A 19,107-nucleotide genomic window follows, 5' to 3' on the forward strand; every position below is an offset into this window, starting at 1 on the left:
GCTGGTCATCGACGTCACCGGGCCGAGTGACCCGGTGGAGTTCACCCGCAGTGGCGGCCTGGCGCAGAGCACTGACCATATACCCACGATAGTGGCGCGACAGGGCCCGCACCGGGAACAGGTAGTGGCCACGCGCCCCATGCCAGCGACCATCGTCGTCCAGCGCGCCACCGGGAACCAGACAGTGCAGGTGCACATGCTGGCTCAGAGTCTGGCCCCAGGTATGGAGCACGGCACTCATGCCCATGTTGCCGCCGAGGCGTTTGGGATCGCGACCGAAGGCACGCAGCGCCTGCCAGGCGCTCTGGAACAGCAGTCGGTGGATCACCTCGGGATGCAGCTGAACCCAGCCGTTGAGGCGGTGGGGCAGCGTGAACACGACATGGTAATAGCGCACCGGCAGAAGGGTCGCCTGTTGCCGCTCGGCCCACTGGTGCATGGCGCGGCCCTGGCACTGCGGGCAATGGCGATCACGACAGCCGAAGTAGTGCGGCTGGGTGTGGTCGCAGTCCGTACACTGCAGGAGCATCCCGCCCATCGCCTCGGTACGACACGCCAGCAGGTGGTGGCATACCCGTCGGCGCTGGCGATCCAGGCCGGCCGGATCAAGAAAGCGCCCCAGGGCCTGTTGGAGGGTGGCGGTCTCAGGCATGCCCCACCTCCAAGCCGGCCACCAGATCGATAGGGCCCTGAAGCGCCCCCTGCTGGCCCGGCAACCAGTGCAGATAACGCATCGTCGACTGGAGGCTGCGATGGCCCAGCAGCCGCTGGAGCTGATGCACGGGCAGGCCCTGTTCCAGGGCATGCGTGGCGTAGGCATGGCGCAGGCTGTGGATGCCACCGACCCGCTCGACACCGGCCAGGCGCTTGGCCCGGGTAAAGGCCCTCTGTGGCGCACTCAGATGCAGCGCACGCTCCGGGAATTGGGCGCTCGGAAACAGCCAGGTTCGCGGTCGATAGGCGCGCCAGTAATCGCGCAAGCGATCGAGCAGGGTCGCCGTTAACAGCACCATACGGTCTTTGGCACCCTTGCCCTGCGCGACACGCAGCTGGCCGCGCTGGCTGTCGATGTCGCTGACCCGCAGGTGGCAGACTTCGCTCACGCGCAGTCCGCAGCCATAGCACAGTTCGAGCATCATGCGATGCTTGGCGTTGTGGCACGCCGCCAGAATCCGCCTCACCTCGTCGCGCGTCAGCAGTTCCGGAATCCGCTGCGGCGTCTTCGGCACCACCGGCGATACGTCCACCGACGGCCAGTGCAACACCTGCAAATAGAGAAACCGCACGCCGTGCAAGTAGACGCGGCAGCTGGCGGCGGACAAGCCGCGCTCCTGGACCAGATGATGGAAGAAGCGTTGCAGATCGTCGCTGCTCAAGGTATCCGGCGGGCGGTGGAAATAGCGCGCCAGGTCGGTGATCACCGCCAGGTACGTAGTGAGGGTGCGTGGTGCGAAACCATGCTGCCGCATGGCCTCGATCATCGTCTGTCGTAAGGCAGTCATCGTCGTCACTCCTGGTCTCTGACCCACGTAGGTCAATGAACAGTGTGGTTCGATGACGCAAAAGACAGGATTCGACGACAGCTACCGCGAAGCGGTTTAGTTCAACAGTGATTGGACTGTGCGTCCTGATATTGAATGAACATCCTGCGCGTTCAACAATATTATCCGACGCGCTTCATTTCCTCCAACTCATTGATTTCTCTAGAACCTAATTATAGCTCGGCCACCTATGCAGAATTCGCGCGCTTGCGCGTTTTGCCGGAACCAATAATACTGTATGCATATCCATATCAAGAGGGAGCTGCCGTATGGATACGCGCACCAGACCGCCAAAGCTGATGGACCGTGTGAAGGCTACCATGCGGGTGAAGCGCTACAGCCCGCGTACCGAGAAAACCTACTGCTACTGGATACGCTACTTCATTCGCTTCCATGGCGTGCGCCATCCTGCCAGCATGGGAAGCTCCGAGGTGCGTGCCTTCCTGGAGTACCTTGCGGTGGAACGCCAAGTGGCAGCCGCCACGCAGAACCAGGCGCTGAATGCTATCGCCTTCCTCTATCGCCATGTTCTCGAGCAGCCCTTGGGAGAGATCGGTGAATTCTCACGCGCCAAGCGCCCACGCCGGTTGCCAGTGGGGCTATCCCACGAGGAAGTGATGGGTGTGCTGAGCCAGGGAACGGATATCCGCACCGTTCAGGAATTGCTGGGGCACAAGAGCGTGGAAACCACTCAGATCTATAAGCATGTGTGGGCAAGGGCTTTGCCGGCGTGCGTAGCCCTCCGGGAAAAGGAACGCCTTGGTGTTCAGGCACGCTACCGCCAGGGGATGCCGTTCACCGGCCCCCTACATGACGGTTACAGGCCGCCGGCATGCCTTCACCGAACGATGTTAAAATCCGACCCAAAGCACTGATTCACATTAGGCTTGCCAAATAAACCATCGGCACGTGCAGCGGCATCTTGAGCCCGATATCCAGCCCTACGCCGCATCCTGCACCTCCCGGCACTTGGGATAGGCCGAGCATCCCCAGAGTCGGTTGCCGGCATTCTCAAATGCCGTAGCGGGAGACCAGCACGTGGTCGATCTGGGTGGTGCCGTCGGGTACGGCAAGCGTGACGTTGTGAATGGCACGGTACTCATTCGCCGGCAGCCGCAGCCTGGCGATCAGCTTGACGAAGGCTTCGCCGAACAGGCCCTTGAACCAGCGAGACTTGAAGATGCCGAGAAGCACGATGATGGGGAGTACCCACCACAGCGGGCGAACGGCGTCAAAAATGATCGAAGTGTACTCCAAGGCGCATCTCGCTCTTGTCGGGCGCAGGGCCATTGATTCAGCCCGCTTGGCCCAACGCTAACGCCTTAATTCCTGTAAATCTACGTAACGAGCCTGAATTTTGACCTTGGTCGTGCCAGCGTAGGCACAGGCTGACACGATGTAAGCCATGACTTACATGGCGCTTTCGGCGATCGCCGTACCGTCCGCCACGACGAATCGCTCATCACTAGCGGTTGGGCAAGACCAGCATGCCTCCCAACCCGATGACAAAGGCACTGTAGCACTCGAGCTCGATACACATACCGAAGTGCAAGTGCTCACCAACCCCGCAGCCGCCAGTCCATCGACAGAAACACGCCATTGAAGATGCCCATCGGGCTCATACCCCGCGTGGTTTAGCGGCATGAGCTATGCTGAGGAATGCCTCCAAGCAGTCAAGGAGAGGGTTATGCGGAATAAGCTTGCTATAGCACTGTACTTCCTCTTTTCCGGAGGGGCCATCGTCATGATTTTTGCTCTGGTGGCCGGCTTGGTCTATCTGATCGTGACCCGAGAGGAGGCTTTCACTTGGGATCTGGCCTCGGGCAGCCTGTTCTTCATCATTCTGGCCGCAATTTTCTGGGTGTGTGGCCAGGTGGCAAAGCACTTCCTGACCGATGGCAATGGCGATGGAAGCTCAGCGCCCCCGGATAGCAATGCATCGCGCTGATACCAGCGAGCGCTCACAAACCCATCAGCCGCCATGCCAACGGCAGGAACGCTGCGCTGAACACGCCGGTCAGGCTCATGCCCAGCGAAGCGAAGGCGCCGGCGGTGGGGCCAAGCTCGAAGGCACGAATGATGCCGATGGCGTGGCCGTTCACGCCCAGTGCGAAACCGAGAATGCGCGGATCGGTGACCTTGAGCACGCGGGCCAGCAGCGAGACGCAAATGGTGGTCAGCACACCGGTCATGAGCAGCCCGCCCAGCATCAGCGAAAGGGAACCGCCAATCTGCTCCTGAATGCCCATGGCCAGGGGCGCGGTGACCGATTTCGGCGCCAGCGAGGCAAACACCACCGGTGGCGCCCCCAGCAACCAGGCGATCAAGACGGCGTAGAACGCGGCCAGCATGGCGGCCAGCGGCAGGCAGCACAGGATCGGCTTCCACAGGGCGAAGATGTGCTGACGCTGCTGGTAGAGCGGTACCGCCAGCGCCACGGTCGCGGGGCCCAGCAGGAAAGTCAGCCAGGCCACGTTGCGCTGATAGTCGGCATAATCGAAGCGCAGCAGCCACAGGCTTGCCGCCGTCAGCACGGCGCCGATCAGCACCGCCGGGCACCAGCTTGGCCGGCCGAGCCGTTCGAACAGGTGCATGCCGCCAAGGTAGGCCGCCAGGGTCAGCGCAACGGCGAGTACCGGGGTGTTCAACAAGGAAGCGTGGAGTTCGTTCATGCCTGACGATTCCCTTCCTCGGCCCCAGCAGCGGCGTCGCTGGGCATGAAACGCCGCATCAACCATAACGTAGTCAACACGCTGAGGAAGGTGCCCAGCACCAGGGCCAGCACGATCGCCGTCCAGTGCCCGGCGAACTCGTCGGCCACGAAGAACACGCCCACCACCCCGGGCATGATCAGCATGGCGAGCAGCGGTATCAGCGCCTGGCTCGCCGTGGCCACGCTCTCGTCCAAGTGCCGTTTTACCAGCAGCCAGGCTAGCAGCAACAGCAGCCCCGCCATGGAGTGGGAAACCGGCAGTGCGAGCAGTTCGACCGCAACGTGACCGAGCAGTTGGAAGACTAGCAGCCACAGAAAACCACGTAACAGCTTCATGCCCGCTCCATTCGGCTCAGGAAGGTGTGTCCGCTCGTGCCGTCCGGAGGATCAGGCAGCCAGGACAAGTGCATGGGTGAAAAGGTTATCACGCTAGTGATTGCGCGTGGATGCGCTGGGTCTTCCCCAGCCCGTTACCGCGCTGTTCGCCGCCCCAGTCAGCGTTCACCTACCCGACAGCACCCGATTCATGGACGGCGGGACGTTGCCCCTACCCTTCGCTGCGCGAATGGCTGCCCGTCACCGCCCGCGAGGCGAACATCCACGCCGGCATCTGCGCACGACGCAGCCAAGGCAGCCTGGCCAGCAAGGCGATGACGGCCAGCGCGAAGCCCAGCCGGGCCCACAGTAGGCCGGAGAGATCCGCCCCCATCAGCAGGATCAGCAGGGTATCCTCGATCAGGCTGTGGCACAGGCCGAGAAAGCAGAGCGTGAGCACGATGTCGCGCGGGGTCAGGCGACCCGAGTGCGCCTCGCGGAGCAGCAAACCGGCGCCGAAGGTGAGCCCCAGAGTCATGCCGATCACGGTGATGTTGGCGCCTGCCGGACCGATGCCCAGCAAGCGCAACAAGGGATAGAGCAGCTTGTGAATCAGCCGTTCGACGCCCAGCCAGTGCAGCAGCTTGAGCAGTGTCATCAGCGCCAGTATCACCACGAAGATGGTCGCAAGCGTCACCGCCTGCCCCTGCAGCCAGGCTACCAGCGTCGCTTCCTGGGCCGAAGGCTTCCAAACCACATGATTGGCGTGCTGAAACCAGCCACCCAGCGAGTAGCTCAGATGCAGCAGCCAGCCAAGCAGCCAGGCCCCGCCGACGCGCAGCAGCACGGTCAGCCACCAGGGCACGCCGGCTAGGCGCGCCACCGCACCCTCCACCGGCAGTGAATGTCCCACCGCCATCAGCGCTCCCAGCACCGTGACCTGGGCCACGGTCAGCGGCGTTTCCCGCGTGACGTCGAAGAAGATCACCAGGCCGGTATAGATGTTGGTCATCAGCGTGGCGGCCCACACCACGCTCAGCGGTTCGGGCAATCCCAAAGGGGTCATCAATGGCGACAGCCACTGGCCCAGCAACTCGGTCATGCCCAACATCTCGAGCGCCTTGACGACCAGCAGCGCCGGCACCATCACCTTGAGCAGGGTCAGGTAGACGGCCCAGGCTTGGCGGCCCAGCCGCATTGCCGGCCACATGATGCGCTCGCGAAGATAATCTGCCATGACGGGTCCTCGTGCGAAGATGGGGAAAGAAAGCCTTACTTTACGCATGTACCGAACAAGGCGATGGCGTTCTCGAGGCTGAACGTGAAGAATGAGCTCTTTTGCACGACCTGGGGGAAATTTCCTGCACCATGGACAGACTCGACCTGAGGATCCTCGACCAGCTACAGAACGATGCCAGCCTGACCAACCAGGATCTGGCAGCACGGGTCGGGCTCTCCCCGTCGGCATGCCTCAAGCGTGTGCGCCGCTTGAAGGAAAGCGGCGTCATTCAGCGCGAGGTGGCGCTCGTGGCGGCCGATGCGTTGGGGGCGAGCCTGCACATGGTGGTGGAAGTCACCATGGTGCGAGACGACAAGCCCCTCTATCGCGATTTCATCCGGCGGGTGGAAGCGGCGCCCGAAGTCACCCAATGCTACCAGGTCACGGGGGAAGTCGATTTCGTGCTGATCGTGAACGTAGCCGACATGCAGAGCTATGACCGCTTCTGCGACAGCGTGCTCTATGCCGGAGACGCCGTGCACAAGTTCCGCACGCTGATCTCCCGCAAGCGCAACAAGTTCGAGACGCGCTTGCCGTTAGGCGTCTAGCGCATCCTCTTGGCCAGAACGCGTTGAGCTGCGCTATGCTCGGGCCTACTGCATCGCACAACAGCACCGGGAGAACGCCTCGACGATGACCGACACCAAGCGCATCGACCTGGCCCTGCAGGGCGGCGGCGCCCATGGGGCCTTCACCTGGGGCGTGCTGGACCGGCTGCTGGAAGAGCCGCGCATCGAGATCGAGGGCATCAGCGGCACCAGCGCCGGGGCGATGAACGCCGTGGTGATCGCCGATGCGCTGGTGCGCGGCGACGAGACCACGGCACGCTCGGCACTGCACGATTTCTGGGCCGCAGTGAGCCGTGCCGGCATGGCCAGCCCCATTCGCCGCAGCCCGCTGGACGTGTGGCTCGGCAACTGGAGCCTCGACCATTCGCCGGGCTATATCGCTCTGGATCTGATGAGCCGGCTGGTGTCGCCCTATCAGTTCAACCCGCTCAACGTGAATCCGCTGCGCCAGGTGGTGGCCGACCATGTCGATTTCGAACGGGTACGCGCCTGCCGGTCGTTGAAGCTGTTCGTCACCGCCACCAACGTGCACAGCGGCAAGCAGCGCGTCTTCTCCCGCGAGGAGATGAGCGTGGATGCCGTGATGGCCTCGGCCTGCCTGCCCTTCGTGTTCCAGGCCGTGGAGATCGAAGGCGAGCCCTACTGGGACGGCGGCTACATGGGCAACCCGGCACTGCTCCCGCTCATGGAAGCGTGCAGCGCCCGCGACATCGTGCTGGTGCAGATCAACCCGCTCATGCGTCGCGAGCTGCCCACCACCGCCTCGGACATCCTCAACCGCTTGAACGAGATCACCTTCAATGCCTCGCTGATCAAGGAAGTGCGGCTGGTGGCCATGCTGCAGAAGCTGGCGGAGGAACACGACATCCCTCTGCCCGGCTATCGCGATGCGCTCTTTCATCGCATCAGCGCCGACGAAGCGCTGGCCGATCTCTCGGTATCGAGCAAGCTCAACGCCGAATGGCCCTTCCTGTGCCACCTGCGCGACCGCGGCCGCGAGTCGGCCGAGGCGTGGCTCGAAGCGCACTTCGATGACCTGCAAAACCGCTCGACGTTGGACGTGGAGAGCGTCTACCTGCACTGAGCGCCCTCCAGCGTTGAAGCCTTGGACGGAAATAACGCAGCGCAAGCGACATGATGCTGTCATAACGAATGTGACCACGACGCCGATGGGAGGGAATCGTCGTAAGCAAGTGACACTGGCCGGCAAGCCGGGCTGTCATATGACGGTAAGGTGTCAGTGCCAGTGTCGAAGGTGCCGTCAACCTGGGAGCACGATTCGATGGTACGACTCGACAAGAAAGCCAAGCGGCTCTACGTGCTGGACACCAACGTCCTGATCCACGACCCCGCTGCCCTCTACCAGTTCGAGGAACACGAGGTGGTCATTCCGATGACCGTTCTCGAGGAACTCGACAAGCACAAGAACGGCCTGCGCGAGATCGCCCGCACCGCGCGCCAGGTCAGCCGTACCCTCTCCGACCTGACCAACGAGGTCTCCTTCGACGAGATCCAGCAAGGCATTCCCATTCCTCGTGCCGGCGGCACCACCCAGGGCCGCCTGCGCTTTCTCTGCTATCCCGAACTCAAGCCCCTGGAACACCTAGAGGAGAGCCCCGACAACCGCCTGCTCGCCGAGACCTGCCGGCTGCGCGAGGAACGCCCCGATGCCTCGGTGATCCTGGTCTCCAAGGACATCAACCTGCGCGTCAAGGCCGCCGCGCTGCGCGTGCCGGTGGAGGACTACCTCACTGACCGCGCCTTCAGCGACAGCGACGCCATGCCCGACGGCGTGCACATCGCCACTCCATCGTCGGCCGGTGGCGACGGTCCCTGGGCCGAGCTCGACGTCGACGTCGCCGTGGAGCGCGTCGAGCATCACACCTTCTATCAGTTGGAGGGCCCCATTCCCGCCGACTGGCATCTGGGCATGCTGGTGTCGGACAGCGAGAACGGCGCAAGCTTCGAGGCCATCGTGCGCGAGGTGGAGCCGCAGCGAGCGCGCCTCGAGCTGCTCACCAACTATCGCCACAAGGCCGGGGTGTGGGGCGTGCACGCTCACGACAGCCGCCAGAACTTCGCCCTCAACCTGCTGATGGACGACGACATCGACCTGGTGACCATCGCCGGCAGCGCCGGCACCGGCAAGACCTTCATGACGCTGGCCGCGGCCTTCCAGCAGACCCTCGACAGCAAGCGCTTCGAGCGCATCGTCTTCACTCGGGCACCGATCTCCATGGGCGAAGACATCGGCTATCTGCCGGGCACGGAGGAGGAGAAGATGTCGCCGTGGATGGGCGCCTTCCACGACAACATGGACAACCTGCTGCGCGACGAGAGCGGCGAAACCAGCTGGGACAACGGTGCCACGCGTCAGCTGCTCGGCTCGCGGGTGCAGATCCGCGCCCCCGGCTTCATGCGCGGACGCACCCTCAACGACACCTTCCTGATCATCGACGAGGTGCAGAACTTCACGCCCAAGCAGATCAAGTCGCTGGTGACCCGCGCCGGCCGCAACACCAAGATCGTCTGCCTAGGCAACGTGGGGCAGATCGACACGCCCTATCTCACCGCCAACACCTGCGGCATGGCCGCGGTGGTCCAGCGCTTCCGCGACTGGCCCCACGCCGGCCACGTCACGCTGAGAAGCGTCGAGCGCTCGCGGCTGGCACTGGCCGGCGAGGAACTGCTGTAAAAGCCGCTCCCGGGCGGCTCCGTCGCCCGGGAAGGCGCCTCGTCACTTCGCCGGGCGGTTGACGACGTGCTCGATCAGCGCTTCGCGCTCGTCACCCGGCCCCAGCCGCAGCAGTTCCTTGGCTTCGGAGTAGAGGCACAGATAGCGCTTGCAGGAGGCGCAGAACACCTTGTCGTCGGGGTTGTGCACCTGCGAGGCGCGAAACAGATGGCTGCCGCAGCTCGGGCATGCCACCGGCAGACGCAACTCCTCGGACAGATCGTTCATGGTCACTCTCTCCTCGTGCGGCGAATGAATCGACAAGGTTAGACCTTGGGGTGCCCGACAACGGACTCAAGGCCACGACGTCGCGCCCCCATCCTCGGCTCAAAGTCCCAGCTTGTCGGCGACGTAATCGGCATCCTTGTCGCCGCGCCCGGAGAGATTGACCAGAATGTGCTGGTCAGCCGGCAGGCTCGGCGCCACGCGCATCGCCCAGGCCACGGCGTGGGCGCTTTCCAGGGCAGGAATGATGCCCTCCACGCGGGAGAGCGTCAGAAAGGCGTCCAGACACTCGTCGTCGGTGGCCGTCTGGTAGTCGACCCGCCCACTCTCCTTGAGGTAGCTGTGCTGCGGCCCCACGCCGGGGTAATCGAGCCCCGAGGCGATGGAGTGCACCGCCATCGGGTTGCCGGCCTCGTCTTCCAGCACGTAGCACGCCATGCCGTGGATCTCGCCGGGTTTGCCCAGCGTCAGGGTCGCCGAATGGCGCGGCGTGTCGAGCCCCTCGCCGGCCGGCTCCACGCCGACCAGGTGCACGTCCGCATCGTCGAGAAAGGCGGTGAACATACCGATGGCATTGGAGCCGCCGCCCACGCAGGCGGTCACGTGGTCGGGCAGCCGGCCGTGGCGTTCGAGGAACTGACTGCGCGCTTCGCGGCCGATGATCGACTGGAAGTCGCGCACCATCTTGGGAAAGGGGTGCGGGCCCACCACCGAGCCGATGGCGTAGATGAAGTGCTGCGGATCCTTCAGGTACTCCTCGAAGGCGCTGTCCACGGCGTCCTTGAGGGTGGCGGTGCCGCGGGTCACCGGAATGAGCGTCGCCCCCAGAATTTTCATCTTGGTGACGTTGGGATGCTCTTTCTCGATGTCCACCTGCCCCATGTGAATCTCGCAGGGAATGCCGACCAGGGCGCAGGCGGTGGCCAGCGCCACGCCGTGCTGGCCCGCTCCGGTCTCGGCGATCACCTTGGTCTTGCCCATGAACTTGGCGAGCAGCGCCTCGCCCAGGCAGTGGTTTATCTTGTGCGCCCCGGTGTGATTGAGGTCTTCGCGCTTGAGGTGGATCTGCGCGCCGCCGAGCTTTTCGGAAAGCCGCCGGGCGTGGAAGATCGGGCTGGGCCGGCCCACGTAATCGGCGAACAGATCGGCCAGCTCGGTCTGGAAATCCTCGCGGACGCGGATCTCCTCGTAGGCGGCATCGATCTCGTCCATGATCCGCTTGAGCTCGGGCGGAATGTGCTGGCCCCCGAAACGACCGAAGAACCCCTGGGCATCGGGCAGGTTGGCAAAGGGCGACTCACTCATGTTGGCGATCCTGACAGGCGATAGGTGAAAAAATGGGTTCCGATATCCTGCCCCGCCACCGCGTCGCTGTCGAGACGACCTTGGACGCGTTCAGGAGGCGAGCCAGAGTCCCAGATTGAGCAGCGCCAGACTCGTCAGCAACACGGCCACATTGAGGCCCAGCAGCGGAGCGAGCCGCGAGACGTCGCTTGTCCGGGTGAGCGACGGCAACCGCCATAGCCGCCATGCCAGCCACAGCGCGGCGGGCAGCACGAGCCACATCAGCCAGGTTTCGACCGGCAGCCATCCGGCGGCGACGAACGGCGGGATCGACAAAAAGGCGGCCAGCACCAGGACCGCCACCCAGCGTGCCGCGCGAGTGATACCCAAGGCGATGGCCAGATGGTAGCGCCCGACGCTGCGGTCCGCCTCGATGTCCGGCAGTTGATTGGCCAGCAGCAAGGCACTGGCCAACAGGGTGGGCGCCTGGGAGGCGGCCAGCGCCGTGGCCGAGACGCCACCGGTCAGCGCCTGGTAAGCGCCCACCACCATCAGGGTACCGAAACCGACGCCGGGCGCCAGCAGGCAGAGCCAGGGGCGGCGGGTCAGCCAGCCAGTATAGGCCAGCACCAACCCCACCCCGAACAGGCCATACAGCAGCAGTGCCGGCCCGGCGTGCCATACGAACCAGCTACCGATGGCCACCACCGCTGCCAGGCAGAGGCGTGCCGCCAGAAGCACGGCATTGGCGGCCTCGGGCCGCTCGATCAGCGTACCGCTGCCGCCGGAGAAGGGCGTACGCTGGGTCTGTCGGTCCAGACCGCTCGCGAAGTCATGGTGCTCGTTGAAGAGATTCACCGCCGCATGAGCCAGCACGGCGGCCAGCAGCACCCAGCCGATGTCCACGGCAGCCGGGGCGTACCCATCGACCCAGGCCGCGGTCACCGCCAGGCCAACGCACAGCGGCGCCAGCAACAGGAAAGGCGGACGCGCGCAGCGCCAGCAGGCGACCAGGTGACGCCCCGCCAACCAACGGGCCACTGCCCTAGCGTTCCAAGCGTTCGGAGAGCCACCGCCCGATGTCGGCCACCTGCTGCGGGCAGACGGCATGGGCCATGGGATACTGGCGATAGGTAGCCGGATGCCCCAGCGCCTTCACCTGCTCGTAGCCGGCCTTGCCCAGGGCCTCGGGCACCACCGGGTCGAAGCTGCCGTGGTGCACCTCGATGGGCAGCCCACGGTTGGCTGCGGCGAGCTGGATGGAATCGGCGGTAGCGAAGTAGGTGGACATGGCCAGCAGGCCGCCCAGCGGCTCCTCGAAGGAGAGCGCCGCCTCGTAGGCCACCGCGCCACCTTGGGAGAAGCCGGCCAGGATGATGCGCCGGCCGTCGATGCCGTGGGATATCTGCTCGCGCACCAGCGCCTGGATACGCGCGACGGATTCGCGCAGCTGCGGCTCGTCGACGCGGCGGTCGAGGCTCATTTCGAGAATGTCGTACCACGCCGGCATGACCATGCCGCCGTTGATGGTCACAGGCAGGCGCTGTGCATGAGGCAGGATGAAGCGCACGCTGGCGTCGCGGGGCAGCTCGAGAGCCGGTACCAGCGGTTCGAAGTCGTGGCCGTCGGCGCCCAGTCCGTGAAGAATGAATACGCAGGCGTCGGCAGGTTCGCCGTTCCGGGGTTCGATGATCAGCTCATCGGGTTGGCTCATGATGACGTCTCGCAGTCGCGGGAAAGCCGTCACCCTACCGCAATCGTCCGAACGCGGCGACCATGCCATGCGTGGCTCCGCCCTCCAAACGCAAAAAGGCCCGCTTACGCGGGCCTTTTTCCGACTGCCGAGGCAGTCGCATCAGATCAAAGGGCGTTCAGCCGATGACCTTGATGTTGGACGCCTGCAGGCCTTTCTTGCCCTGGGTGACGTCGAAGGAGACCTTCTGGCCGTCCTGCAGGGACTTGAAGCCTTCGGCCTGAATCTCGGAGAAGTGCGCGAACAGGTCGTCGCCGCTCTCGTCCGGAGAGATGAAGCCAAAGCCTTTAGTGTCGTTGAACCACTTGACGGTACCGGTAGCCATGATCGAATTCCTCGAATAGCGTTTGATTTGCCGGGAAATACCCGAGTTGCAGTGGGTAAAACAAGAAACTTTCACCGGGAAATCGACGCCATGAGCGTTTCGATGACCACTTGCGATGTTCCACTTGCCAACCAACTGCGCGCAGCATGCGCCCTTGACGGGCACAGGTCAAACACTAATTTCATCCGATGACGAAATAATGACGCCACCGGCCGATGCGCGCACTCATTCGCCGGCCAGGATCCAGCCCCCCGCCTTCTCGGCGATCATCAGCGTCGGCGAATTGGTGTTGCCGCTGGTGATGGTGGGCATGACGCCGGCGTCCACCACACGCAGCCCGGCCACGCCCCGCACCCGCAGGTGCGGGTCGACCACCGCCAGCGGATCGTCGTCGCGCCCCATCTTCGTCGTACCCACCGGATGAAAGATGGTGGTGCCGATGTCGCCGGCCAGCCGTACCAGCTCGTCGTCCGTCTGGTACTCGAGGCCCGGCTTGAACTCCTCCGGTTGGTACCTGGCGAAGGCGGGCTGCTCGGCAATGCGCCGGGTGACACGCAGCGAATCCGCCGCCACCTGGCGGTCCTCGGGAGTACTCAGGTAGTTGGGCACGATGGCCGGCGCCTGGCGCGGGTCGCGACTCTTGATGCGCACCGTGCCGCGGCTGGTGGGGTTGAGGTTGCACACGCTGGCGGTGATCGCCGGGAAGTCGTGCAGCGGCTGACCGAAGGCCGGCAGGCTCAGCGGCTGGACGTGGTACTCGATGTTGGGATGCTCGAACGCCTCGCTGCTGCGGGTGAAGGCGCACAGTTGGGAAGGCGCCATGCTCATCGGCCCTGAACGCTTCAGCGCGTATTCCAGGCCGATCTTGGCCTTGCCGACCAGCGAGTTGGCCAGGGTGTTGAGCGTCTTGGCCCCCTTGACCTTGTACACCGAGCGGATCTGCAGGTGGTCCTGCAGATTCTCGCCGACGCCGGCAAGCTCCGCGACCAGTGGGATGTCGTGCTCGGCCAGCAGCTCGGCCGGCCCGATGCCGGAGAGCTGCAACAGCTGCGGCGAGCCGATGGCCCCGGCGGAAAGGACCACCTCACGGGAGGCTCGGGCGGCCACCCCGCTCTCGCCGGCGCGCGTGACCTTCACGCCCGTACATCTCGGCTCGCCTCCCGGTCCTGTCTCGAAGGTGAGCGTCTCGACCTGGGTGGAATGCCACAGGGAGAGATTGCCGCGCGCTTCGACCCCGCGCAGAAAGGCCTTAGAGGTGTTCCAGCGCCAGCCCGCGCGCTGGTTGACCTCGAAGTAGTCGACGCCCTCGTTGTCGCCGCGGTTGAAGTCGCGGGTGCGCGGAATGCCCGCTTCCACGGCGGCGGTGGCGAAGTCGTCGAGCACCTGCCACTTGAGGCGCTGCTTCTCCACTCGCCACTCGCCGCCGTGGCCGTGATAGTCGCGGTGGGCAGCGTCGGCATCGCCGCCGTCGTCCAGACGCTGGTGGTCTTCGTGCTTCATGAAGTCGGGCAGACAGTTCTCCCAGCGCCAGGCGGGCTCGCCGGTGAGTTCGGCCCAGTGGTCGTAGTCGCGGGCCTGGCCGCGAATGTAGAGCATGCCGTTGATGCTCGAGCAGCCGCCCAGGGTCTTGCCGCGGGGGTAGATCAACGAGCGGCCGTTGAGGCCGACATCCGGCTCGGTGCGAAAGCGCCAGTCGGTGCGCGGGTTGTCGATGCAGTAGAGATAGCCCACCGGAATGTGGATCCAGTGGTAGTTGTCGCGACCGCCGGCCTCGATCAACAGCACCCGGTTGGCGGGATCGGCGCTCAGGCGGTTGGCCAGCAGGCAGCCGGCGGTGCCGGCGCCCACGATGATGTAGTCGAATTCTTGTGTCTTGTCGGCCATGGCGTGCTCTCGGTGACAGCTACGCTCGAGGCGATTCCGTCGACAGCTTTCCGAGGGGGCGCTGTGAACCCTTCCCTGGGCGCTACCGATGCCATCCCTGGCATCGGCCCCCTCTACAAGCTGTCCCCGGCGCCTCTCGCAGCAAAGTGGTTTTTCCTACTTGTGGGTCGGCATGGCGAACTCGGCGCCGGCGTGGATCAAGTCGGACCAGCGCTGCATGATCGACTTCTGCTTGGTGTAGAAGCGCACGCCCTCCTCACCGTAGGCATGGGTGTCGCCGAACAGCGAGCGCTTCCAGCCGCCGAAGCCGTGCCAAGCCATGGGCACCGGAATCGGCACGTTGATGCCCACCATGCCCACCTGAATGCGGCGCCCGAACTCGCGAGCCACGCTGCCGCTCTCGGTGAAGCAGCTCACGCCGTTGCCGAACTCGTGATCGTTGATCAGCTCGATGGCGGTGACCACGTCGGGTACCCGCACGCAGACCAGCACTGGACCGAAGATCTCCTCTTTATAGACGGTCATCTCCGGGGTGACGTGGTCGAACAGGGTGCCGCCCATCCAGAAGCCCTCGGCGCAGCCCTCGCCGGTGGTGGCGGCGTCGAAGTCGCGGCCGTCGACCACCAGCTCGGCGCCCTCTGCCACGCCCTTGTCGATGTAGCCGGTGATACGCTGGTGCGCCTGGGCGGTGACGATGGGGCCCATCTCGGCGTCGAGCTCCATGCCATTCTTGACCTTCAGCGTACGGGCACGCTCGGCCAGCCGCGGCACGAGCTCGTCGGCCACGTCGCCCACCAGCACCGCCACGCTGATCGCCATGCAACGCTCGCCGGCACTGCCGTAGGCGGCGCCGACCAGGGCATCCACGGCCTTGTCGAGATTGGCATCGGGCATCACCACCATGTGGTTCTTGGCGCCGCCGAGGGCCTGAACGCGCTTGCCGTGATGCGCCCCGCGCTCATAGATGAGATTGGCGATGGGCGTGGAACCGACGAACGAGAGCGCCTGGACGTCGGGATGCTCTATCAGTGCCTCGACGCTCTCCTTGTCGCCCTGCACCACGTTGAACACGCCTTCCGGCAGCCCGGCTCGCTCGAGCAATTCGGCGATCAGCAGCGAGGCGCTGGGGTCGATGGGGCTCGGCTTGAGGATGAAGGTGTTGCCGGTGGCGATGGCCACGGGGAACATCCACATCGGCACCATGGCCGGGAAGTTGAAGGGCGTGATGCCGGCCACCACGCCGAGCGGCTGGCGCATCGTCCAGTTGTCGATGCCGCTGCTCACCTGCTCGGTGTAGTCGCCCTTGAGCAGTTGGGGCACGCCGCAGGCGAACTCGACGATGTCGATGCCGCGTGCCACCTCGCCCTGAGCGTCGGTGAACACCTTGCCGTGCTCGCGGGTAATCGCCTCGGCCAGTTCGTCCTTGTGGGAATTGAGGAGCTCCAGGAACTTGAACAGCACCCGGGCACGGCGAATCGGCGGGGTATTGGCCCAGGCCGGAAAGGCAGCCTTTGCTGCCGCCACGGCGGTATCGACATCGCCGCGCGAGGCGAGCGCCACCCGGCCGGAAACGCTCCCGGTGGCGGGGTTGAAGACGTCTTGTGTGCGACCGGATTCACCGGCGGCGGGCTGGCCGTTGATATAATGAGAAATCGTGTTCACTGTTGGTTTCCTGTATCGCTCGTCATGGGAAGACTTGACGTTATCGCCCTAGCCTAGCGTGCTCGGACGTCGAAGCAATTGAGAAATCCAAAATCACGATATAAAATTTACTGATATCACATGGCATCATGCGCTATCCCATCCTTACCGACCAGTCATCCCCATGCACGATCTGCAAACCCTGCGCGCTTTCGTCACCGTCGCCCACGAAGGTAGCGTCTCCCGCGCCGCTGAACGCCTGCACCTGACCCAGCCGGCGGTCAGCCTCAAGCTCAAGCAGCTGCAGGGAAACCTGGGGTTGGCACTGTTTCGCCGCCGTCCTCAGGGGCTCGCACTCACCTCCGACGGTCTGGCCCTGCTGCCCGCCGCCGAGAAGGCGCTGGCTGCTGTGGCGGCATTCGAGTCCAATGCCCGGGCCTTGCACCGTACCCTGCGCGGGCGCCTGCGCATCGGTACCATCGTCGATCCTGAATTCATCCGACTGGGCGCCTTTCTGCGCGGCCTGGTGGCTCGCGCACCGCAGCTCGAGACCGAGCTCTCCCACGGCATGAGTGGCAGCGTTCTCGAACGTCTGCATCGCAATGAGCTCGATGTAGGCTTCTACCTGGCACCGCCCGGCGAGGGGCCGGGCGAAGCGGGCACGGAAATCGCGCATCGCGAGCTGACCCACTTCGACTACCACGTCATCGCCCCACCGGGTTGGACCCATCGCCTGGGTAGCGCCGATTGGCCCCGCCTCGCCGCCCTGCCGTGGATCGTCACGCCTGCCGATTCCGCCCACCACCGACTGCTGCACGGCGCCCTCGACCCGCTGGGCCTCACGCCCCACGGCGTCGCCCAGGTGGACCAGGAAGCCTGCATGCTCGACCTGGTGCGTGCCGGCGTGGGGCTCAGCCTGGCGCGCGACGCCCTCGCCATGGCCGAACGCCAGGAGCGCGGCCTGACCGTCGCCGAAGGCGTGCGCCTACCCTGTGCGATGTGCTTCGTATGGCAACGCAGCCGCAGCGAAGAACCCGTCATCGCCGAAGCCCTGGAGGTGCTGGCCAGCGTGTGGGGGCACCACGACGATTGACAGGGACGCCCGGCAGCCCTGCAATGGCAACTCGTTTCATCGCAAGGAGCGCGCCATGCCTCGTCATCCCCTGCCACTGCGTTACAGCGCCTACGCGGCCAGCCTGCTGGGGCTGGCCGTTAGCCTGGCCGGGCTCGCCGCCAGTTCCCTCTGGGGTTGGGGCGTGCTGGGCTTCGGCCTGCTTGCCGCCCTGGGCAGCTACGATCTGCTCCAGCGGCGGCGCACGGTGAGCCGCAACTACCCCATCCTGGCCCACCTACGCTACAACCTCGAGTCGTTCGGCCCCGAGATCCGCCAGTACTTCATCCAGCCGGATACCGAGGCGGTGCCCTTCTCCCGCGAACAGCGCCGCCTGGTCTACCAGCGCGCCAAGGGCGTGAGCGACAAGCAGCCCTTCGGCTCGCTGCACGACATGGCCGCACCGGGCTACGAGTGGATGAGCCCGTCGCTGGCGCCCGTGCACAACGATTCCGAAGATTTTCGCGTCACCGTTGGCGCGGAACGCGAACGCCCCTACTCGGCGAGCGTCTTCAACATTTCGGCGATGAGCTTCGGCGCGCTCTCGCCCAATGCCATCGCCGCGCTCAACCGGGGCGCCAGAGACGGCGGTTTCTACCACGATACCGGCGAAGGGGCGATCTCCCCCTATCACCGCCATGGCGGCGACCTGGTATGGGAGATCGGCTCCGCCTATTTCGGCTGCCGCGACGAAGCCGGTCGCTTCGACCCCAATCGCTTCCGCGACCATGCCACGCAGGACGCGGTGAAGATGGTGGAGATCAAGCTATCCCAGGGTGCCAAGCCGGGGCACGGCGGCATCCTGCCCGCCGCCAAGGTCACCGCCGAGATCGCCAGCACTCGAGGCGTGCCGCCGGACGAAGACGTGATTTCACCCGCGGCCCACTCGGCCTTCACCACGCCGCGCGAGCTGATCGATTTCATCGTGCGCCTGCGCGAACTTTCCGGCGGCAAGCCGGTGGGCATCAAGCTGGCCATCGGCCACCCCTGGGAGTGGTTCGCCATCGTCAAGGCGATGCGCGAAACGGGCGAGCACCCGGACTTCGTGGTGGTGGACGGCGGCGAAGGCGGCACCGGCGCCGCGCCGCTGGAGTTCATCAATCGCCTGGGCATGCCGCTCACCGAGGCGCTGCTGCTGGTGCACAACACCCTGGTGGGCGCTGGGCTGCGCGACCGCGTGAAGGTCGCGGCTGCCGGCAAGCTGATCAGCGCCTTCGACATCGCCCGCGCCATGGCGCTGGGTGCCGACTGGTGCAACGCCGCACGCGGCTTCATGTTCGCTCTCGGCTGCATCCAGGCCCGCACCTGTCACACCGACCGCTGCCCCAGCGGCGTGGCCACCCAGGACCGCCTACGCGGCAGCCGACTCGACGTGGCGGACAAATCGCAACGCGTGGCGCGCTTCCACGCCAATACCATCGCGGCACTCGGCGAAATGCTGGGCGCCGCCGGCCTTGGGCACCCCGCCCAGCTAGGCCCGGAGCACGTGCTGCACCGGGTGTCGCGCCACGAGATCAAGAGCTTCGCGGAGCTCCACGACTTCCTCGCCCCCGGGGAGTTGCTCGAGGTGGGCGCCGGCCAGCACCCCGTATTCCGCGATTTCTGGGAAGCCGCCAACGCCGACAGCTTCGCCCCGCCCGAGCCGGTGGCCCGGCTGCGGGAGAGCAAGCTGGTGTAGTCAACATGAACCCAGCATGAACGCCACGTTAAGGCCCCGGCAAGTCGCTGTGTCG

Annotated in this window: 20 protein-coding genes; 7 read left to right on the forward strand and 13 right to left on the reverse strand. The window is 65.1% G+C overall.

The genetic code is table 11. The annotated features are described in order from the left end of the window. The coding region (locus GFD32_RS09075) for an IS91 family transposase (protein WP_163576239.1) at positions 1–652 on the reverse strand (652 nt) is incomplete at its 3' end. Then, positions 645–1,502 (reverse strand): tyrosine-type recombinase/integrase, encoded by an 858-nt coding sequence (locus tag GFD32_RS09080; RefSeq protein ID WP_163576240.1) that lies wholly within the window; start codon positions 1,500–1,502, stop codon positions 645–647. The genes GFD32_RS09080 and GFD32_RS09075, both read right to left, overlap by 8 nt. A 308-nt stretch (positions 1,503–1,810) precedes the next feature. Here GFD32_RS09080 and GFD32_RS09085 point away from each other — a divergent pair, with 308 nt between their 5' ends. Continuing rightward, positions 1,811–2,416: a phage integrase N-terminal SAM-like domain-containing protein gene (locus GFD32_RS09085; RefSeq protein ID WP_163576241.1), complete on the forward strand. Its 606-nt coding sequence runs from the start codon at positions 1,811–1,813 to the stop codon at positions 2,414–2,416. Positions 2,417–2,552: 136 nt separating this feature from the next. Here GFD32_RS09085 and GFD32_RS09090 read toward each other — a convergent pair whose 3' ends face one another. Then, positions 2,553–2,798, reverse strand: a complete 246-nt coding sequence (locus tag GFD32_RS09090) for a nuclease-related domain-containing protein (protein WP_205599080.1) — start codon at positions 2,796–2,798, stop codon at positions 2,553–2,555. 430 nt (positions 2,799–3,228) lie between these two features. On the opposite strand from GFD32_RS09090, the gene GFD32_RS09095 reads away from it, so the two are divergent. Further along, positions 3,229–3,489, forward strand: coding sequence for a hypothetical protein (locus GFD32_RS09095; RefSeq protein WP_163576243.1), 261 nt, complete (start codon positions 3,229–3,231; stop codon positions 3,487–3,489). Positions 3,490–3,502: 13 nt separating this feature from the next. Here GFD32_RS09095 and GFD32_RS09100 read toward each other — a convergent pair whose 3' ends face one another. The 3 genes from GFD32_RS09100 to GFD32_RS09110 form a co-directional block, all read right to left on the reverse strand. Further along, complete coding sequence (locus tag GFD32_RS09100) at positions 3,503–4,213, reverse strand: LrgB family protein (protein WP_163576244.1); 711 nt, start codon at positions 4,211–4,213, stop codon at positions 3,503–3,505. Continuing rightward, complete coding sequence (locus GFD32_RS09105; protein WP_163576245.1) at positions 4,210–4,590, reverse strand: CidA/LrgA family protein; 381 nt, start codon at positions 4,588–4,590, stop codon at positions 4,210–4,212. The genes GFD32_RS09100 and GFD32_RS09105 overlap by 4 nt, the downstream gene beginning before the upstream one ends. A gap of 211 nt (positions 4,591–4,801) precedes the next feature. Further along, positions 4,802–5,806: a nucleoside recognition domain-containing protein gene (locus GFD32_RS09110; RefSeq protein ID WP_276208798.1), complete on the reverse strand. Its 1,005-nt coding sequence runs from the start codon at positions 5,804–5,806 to the stop codon at positions 4,802–4,804. Positions 5,807–5,937: 131 nt separating this feature from the next. Between GFD32_RS09110 and GFD32_RS09115 the strand changes: the two genes are divergently transcribed. The 3 genes from GFD32_RS09115 to GFD32_RS09125 all read left to right on the forward strand — a co-directional run bounded on the left by GFD32_RS09115 (position 5,938) and on the right by GFD32_RS09125 (position 9,112). After that, on the forward strand, positions 5,938–6,396 hold the full coding sequence (locus tag GFD32_RS09115) for an Lrp/AsnC family transcriptional regulator (RefSeq protein ID WP_163576246.1): 459 nt from the start codon (positions 5,938–5,940) through the stop codon (positions 6,394–6,396). A gap of 85 nt (positions 6,397–6,481) precedes the next feature. Beyond that, positions 6,482–7,501, forward strand: coding sequence for a patatin-like phospholipase family protein (locus GFD32_RS09120; RefSeq protein ID WP_163576247.1), 1,020 nt, complete (start codon positions 6,482–6,484; stop codon positions 7,499–7,501). A 198-nt stretch (positions 7,502–7,699) separates the two neighbouring features. After that, complete coding sequence (locus GFD32_RS09125) at positions 7,700–9,112, forward strand: PhoH family protein (protein ID WP_163576248.1); 1,413 nt, start codon at positions 7,700–7,702, stop codon at positions 9,110–9,112. A 42-nt stretch (positions 9,113–9,154) separates the two neighbouring features. Here the strand turns inward: GFD32_RS09125 and GFD32_RS09130 are convergent, their stop codons facing one another. The 7 genes from GFD32_RS09130 to GFD32_RS09160 form a co-directional block, all read right to left on the reverse strand. Then, a complete protein-coding gene (locus GFD32_RS09130; protein ID WP_089689008.1) occupies positions 9,155–9,379 on the reverse strand; it encodes a hypothetical protein in 225 nt (74 codons plus the stop codon). A 99-nt stretch (positions 9,380–9,478) separates the two neighbouring features. Beyond that, positions 9,479–10,681 carry a tryptophan synthase subunit beta gene (gene trpB, locus GFD32_RS09135; RefSeq protein ID WP_163576249.1) on the reverse strand — a complete coding sequence of 401 codons (1,203 nt, stop codon included), beginning with the start codon at positions 10,679–10,681 and terminating at the stop codon, positions 9,479–9,481. Between the two features lie 90 nt (positions 10,682–10,771). After that, positions 10,772–11,701 (reverse strand): prenyltransferase, encoded by a 930-nt coding sequence (locus tag GFD32_RS09140; protein WP_240455592.1) that lies wholly within the window; start codon positions 11,699–11,701, stop codon positions 10,772–10,774. 4 nt (positions 11,702–11,705) lie between these two features. Continuing rightward, complete coding sequence (locus GFD32_RS09145; protein ID WP_163576251.1) at positions 11,706–12,374, reverse strand: alpha/beta hydrolase; 669 nt, start codon at positions 12,372–12,374, stop codon at positions 11,706–11,708. 157 nt (positions 12,375–12,531) lie between these two features. Further along, positions 12,532–12,738 carry a cold-shock protein gene (locus GFD32_RS09150; protein ID WP_089689005.1) on the reverse strand — a complete coding sequence of 69 codons (207 nt, stop codon included), beginning with the start codon at positions 12,736–12,738 and terminating at the stop codon, positions 12,532–12,534. Positions 12,739–12,963: 225 nt separating this feature from the next. After that, on the reverse strand, positions 12,964–14,622 hold the full coding sequence (locus GFD32_RS09155) for a GMC family oxidoreductase (protein ID WP_163576252.1): 1,659 nt from the start codon (positions 14,620–14,622) through the stop codon (positions 12,964–12,966). A 156-nt stretch (positions 14,623–14,778) separates the two neighbouring features. Continuing rightward, the gene (locus GFD32_RS09160) at positions 14,779–16,284 is read right to left on the reverse strand and encodes a CoA-acylating methylmalonate-semialdehyde dehydrogenase (RefSeq protein WP_163576253.1); all 1,506 of its coding nucleotides are present in this window, start codon (positions 16,282–16,284) and stop codon (positions 14,779–14,781) included. Positions 16,285–16,447: 163 nt separating this feature from the next. Between GFD32_RS09160 and GFD32_RS09165 the strand changes: the two genes are divergently transcribed. Together GFD32_RS09165 and GFD32_RS09170 are read left to right on the forward strand one after the other, a co-directional pair. Then, entirely contained in the window at positions 16,448–17,356 is a 909-nt protein-coding gene (locus tag GFD32_RS09165) for a LysR family transcriptional regulator (RefSeq protein WP_163576254.1), read from the forward strand. Between the two features lie 55 nt (positions 17,357–17,411). Then, positions 17,412–19,052, forward strand: coding sequence for an FMN-binding glutamate synthase family protein (locus GFD32_RS09170; RefSeq protein ID WP_163576255.1), 1,641 nt, complete (start codon positions 17,412–17,414; stop codon positions 19,050–19,052). Positions 19,053–19,107: the final 55 nt, after the last annotated feature.

Origin of the sequence: Halomonas faecis, from assembly GCF_010993975.1 — a bacterium.
Classification (GTDB): Bacteria; Pseudomonadota; Gammaproteobacteria; order Pseudomonadales; family Halomonadaceae; genus Halomonas; species Halomonas faecis.

Excerpts from the sequence above, each read along its gene's own strand:
- GFD32_RS09110 (WP_276208798.1), bottom strand. The coding sequence starts at position 5,806 with ATGGCAGATTATCTTCGCGAGCGCATCATGTGGCCGGCAATGCGGCTG.
- GFD32_RS09165 (WP_163576254.1), top strand. The coding sequence starts at position 16,448 with ATGCACGATCTGCAAACCCTGCGCGCTTTCGTCACCGTCGCCCACGAA.
- GFD32_RS09150 (WP_089689005.1), bottom strand. The coding sequence starts at position 12,738 with ATGGCTACCGGTACCGTCAAGTGGTTCAACGACACTAAAGGCTTTGGC.
- GFD32_RS09130 (WP_089689008.1), bottom strand. The coding sequence starts at position 9,379 with ATGAACGATCTGTCCGAGGAGTTGCGTCTGCCGGTGGCATGCCCGAGC.
- trpB (WP_163576249.1), bottom strand. The coding sequence starts at position 10,681 with ATGAGTGAGTCGCCCTTTGCCAACCTGCCCGATGCCCAGGGGTTCTTC.
- GFD32_RS09085 (WP_163576241.1), top strand. The coding sequence starts at position 1,811 with ATGGATACGCGCACCAGACCGCCAAAGCTGATGGACCGTGTGAAGGCT.
- GFD32_RS09145 (WP_163576251.1), bottom strand. The coding sequence starts at position 12,374 with ATGAGCCAACCCGATGAGCTGATCATCGAACCCCGGAACGGCGAACCT.
- GFD32_RS09155 (WP_163576252.1), bottom strand. The coding sequence starts at position 14,622 with ATGGCCGACAAGACACAAGAATTCGACTACATCATCGTGGGCGCCGGC.
- GFD32_RS09080 (WP_163576240.1), bottom strand. The coding sequence starts at position 1,502 with ATGACTGCCTTACGACAGACGATGATCGAGGCCATGCGGCAGCATGGT.
- GFD32_RS09100 (WP_163576244.1), bottom strand. The coding sequence starts at position 4,213 with ATGAACGAACTCCACGCTTCCTTGTTGAACACCCCGGTACTCGCCGTT.
- GFD32_RS09125 (WP_163576248.1), top strand. The coding sequence starts at position 7,700 with ATGGTACGACTCGACAAGAAAGCCAAGCGGCTCTACGTGCTGGACACC.
- GFD32_RS09105 (WP_163576245.1), bottom strand. The coding sequence starts at position 4,590 with ATGAAGCTGTTACGTGGTTTTCTGTGGCTGCTAGTCTTCCAACTGCTC.
- GFD32_RS09120 (WP_163576247.1), top strand. The coding sequence starts at position 6,482 with ATGACCGACACCAAGCGCATCGACCTGGCCCTGCAGGGCGGCGGCGCC.
- GFD32_RS09170 (WP_163576255.1), top strand. The coding sequence starts at position 17,412 with ATGCCTCGTCATCCCCTGCCACTGCGTTACAGCGCCTACGCGGCCAGC.
- GFD32_RS09095 (WP_163576243.1), top strand. The coding sequence starts at position 3,229 with ATGCGGAATAAGCTTGCTATAGCACTGTACTTCCTCTTTTCCGGAGGG.
- GFD32_RS09115 (WP_163576246.1), top strand. The coding sequence starts at position 5,938 with ATGGACAGACTCGACCTGAGGATCCTCGACCAGCTACAGAACGATGCC.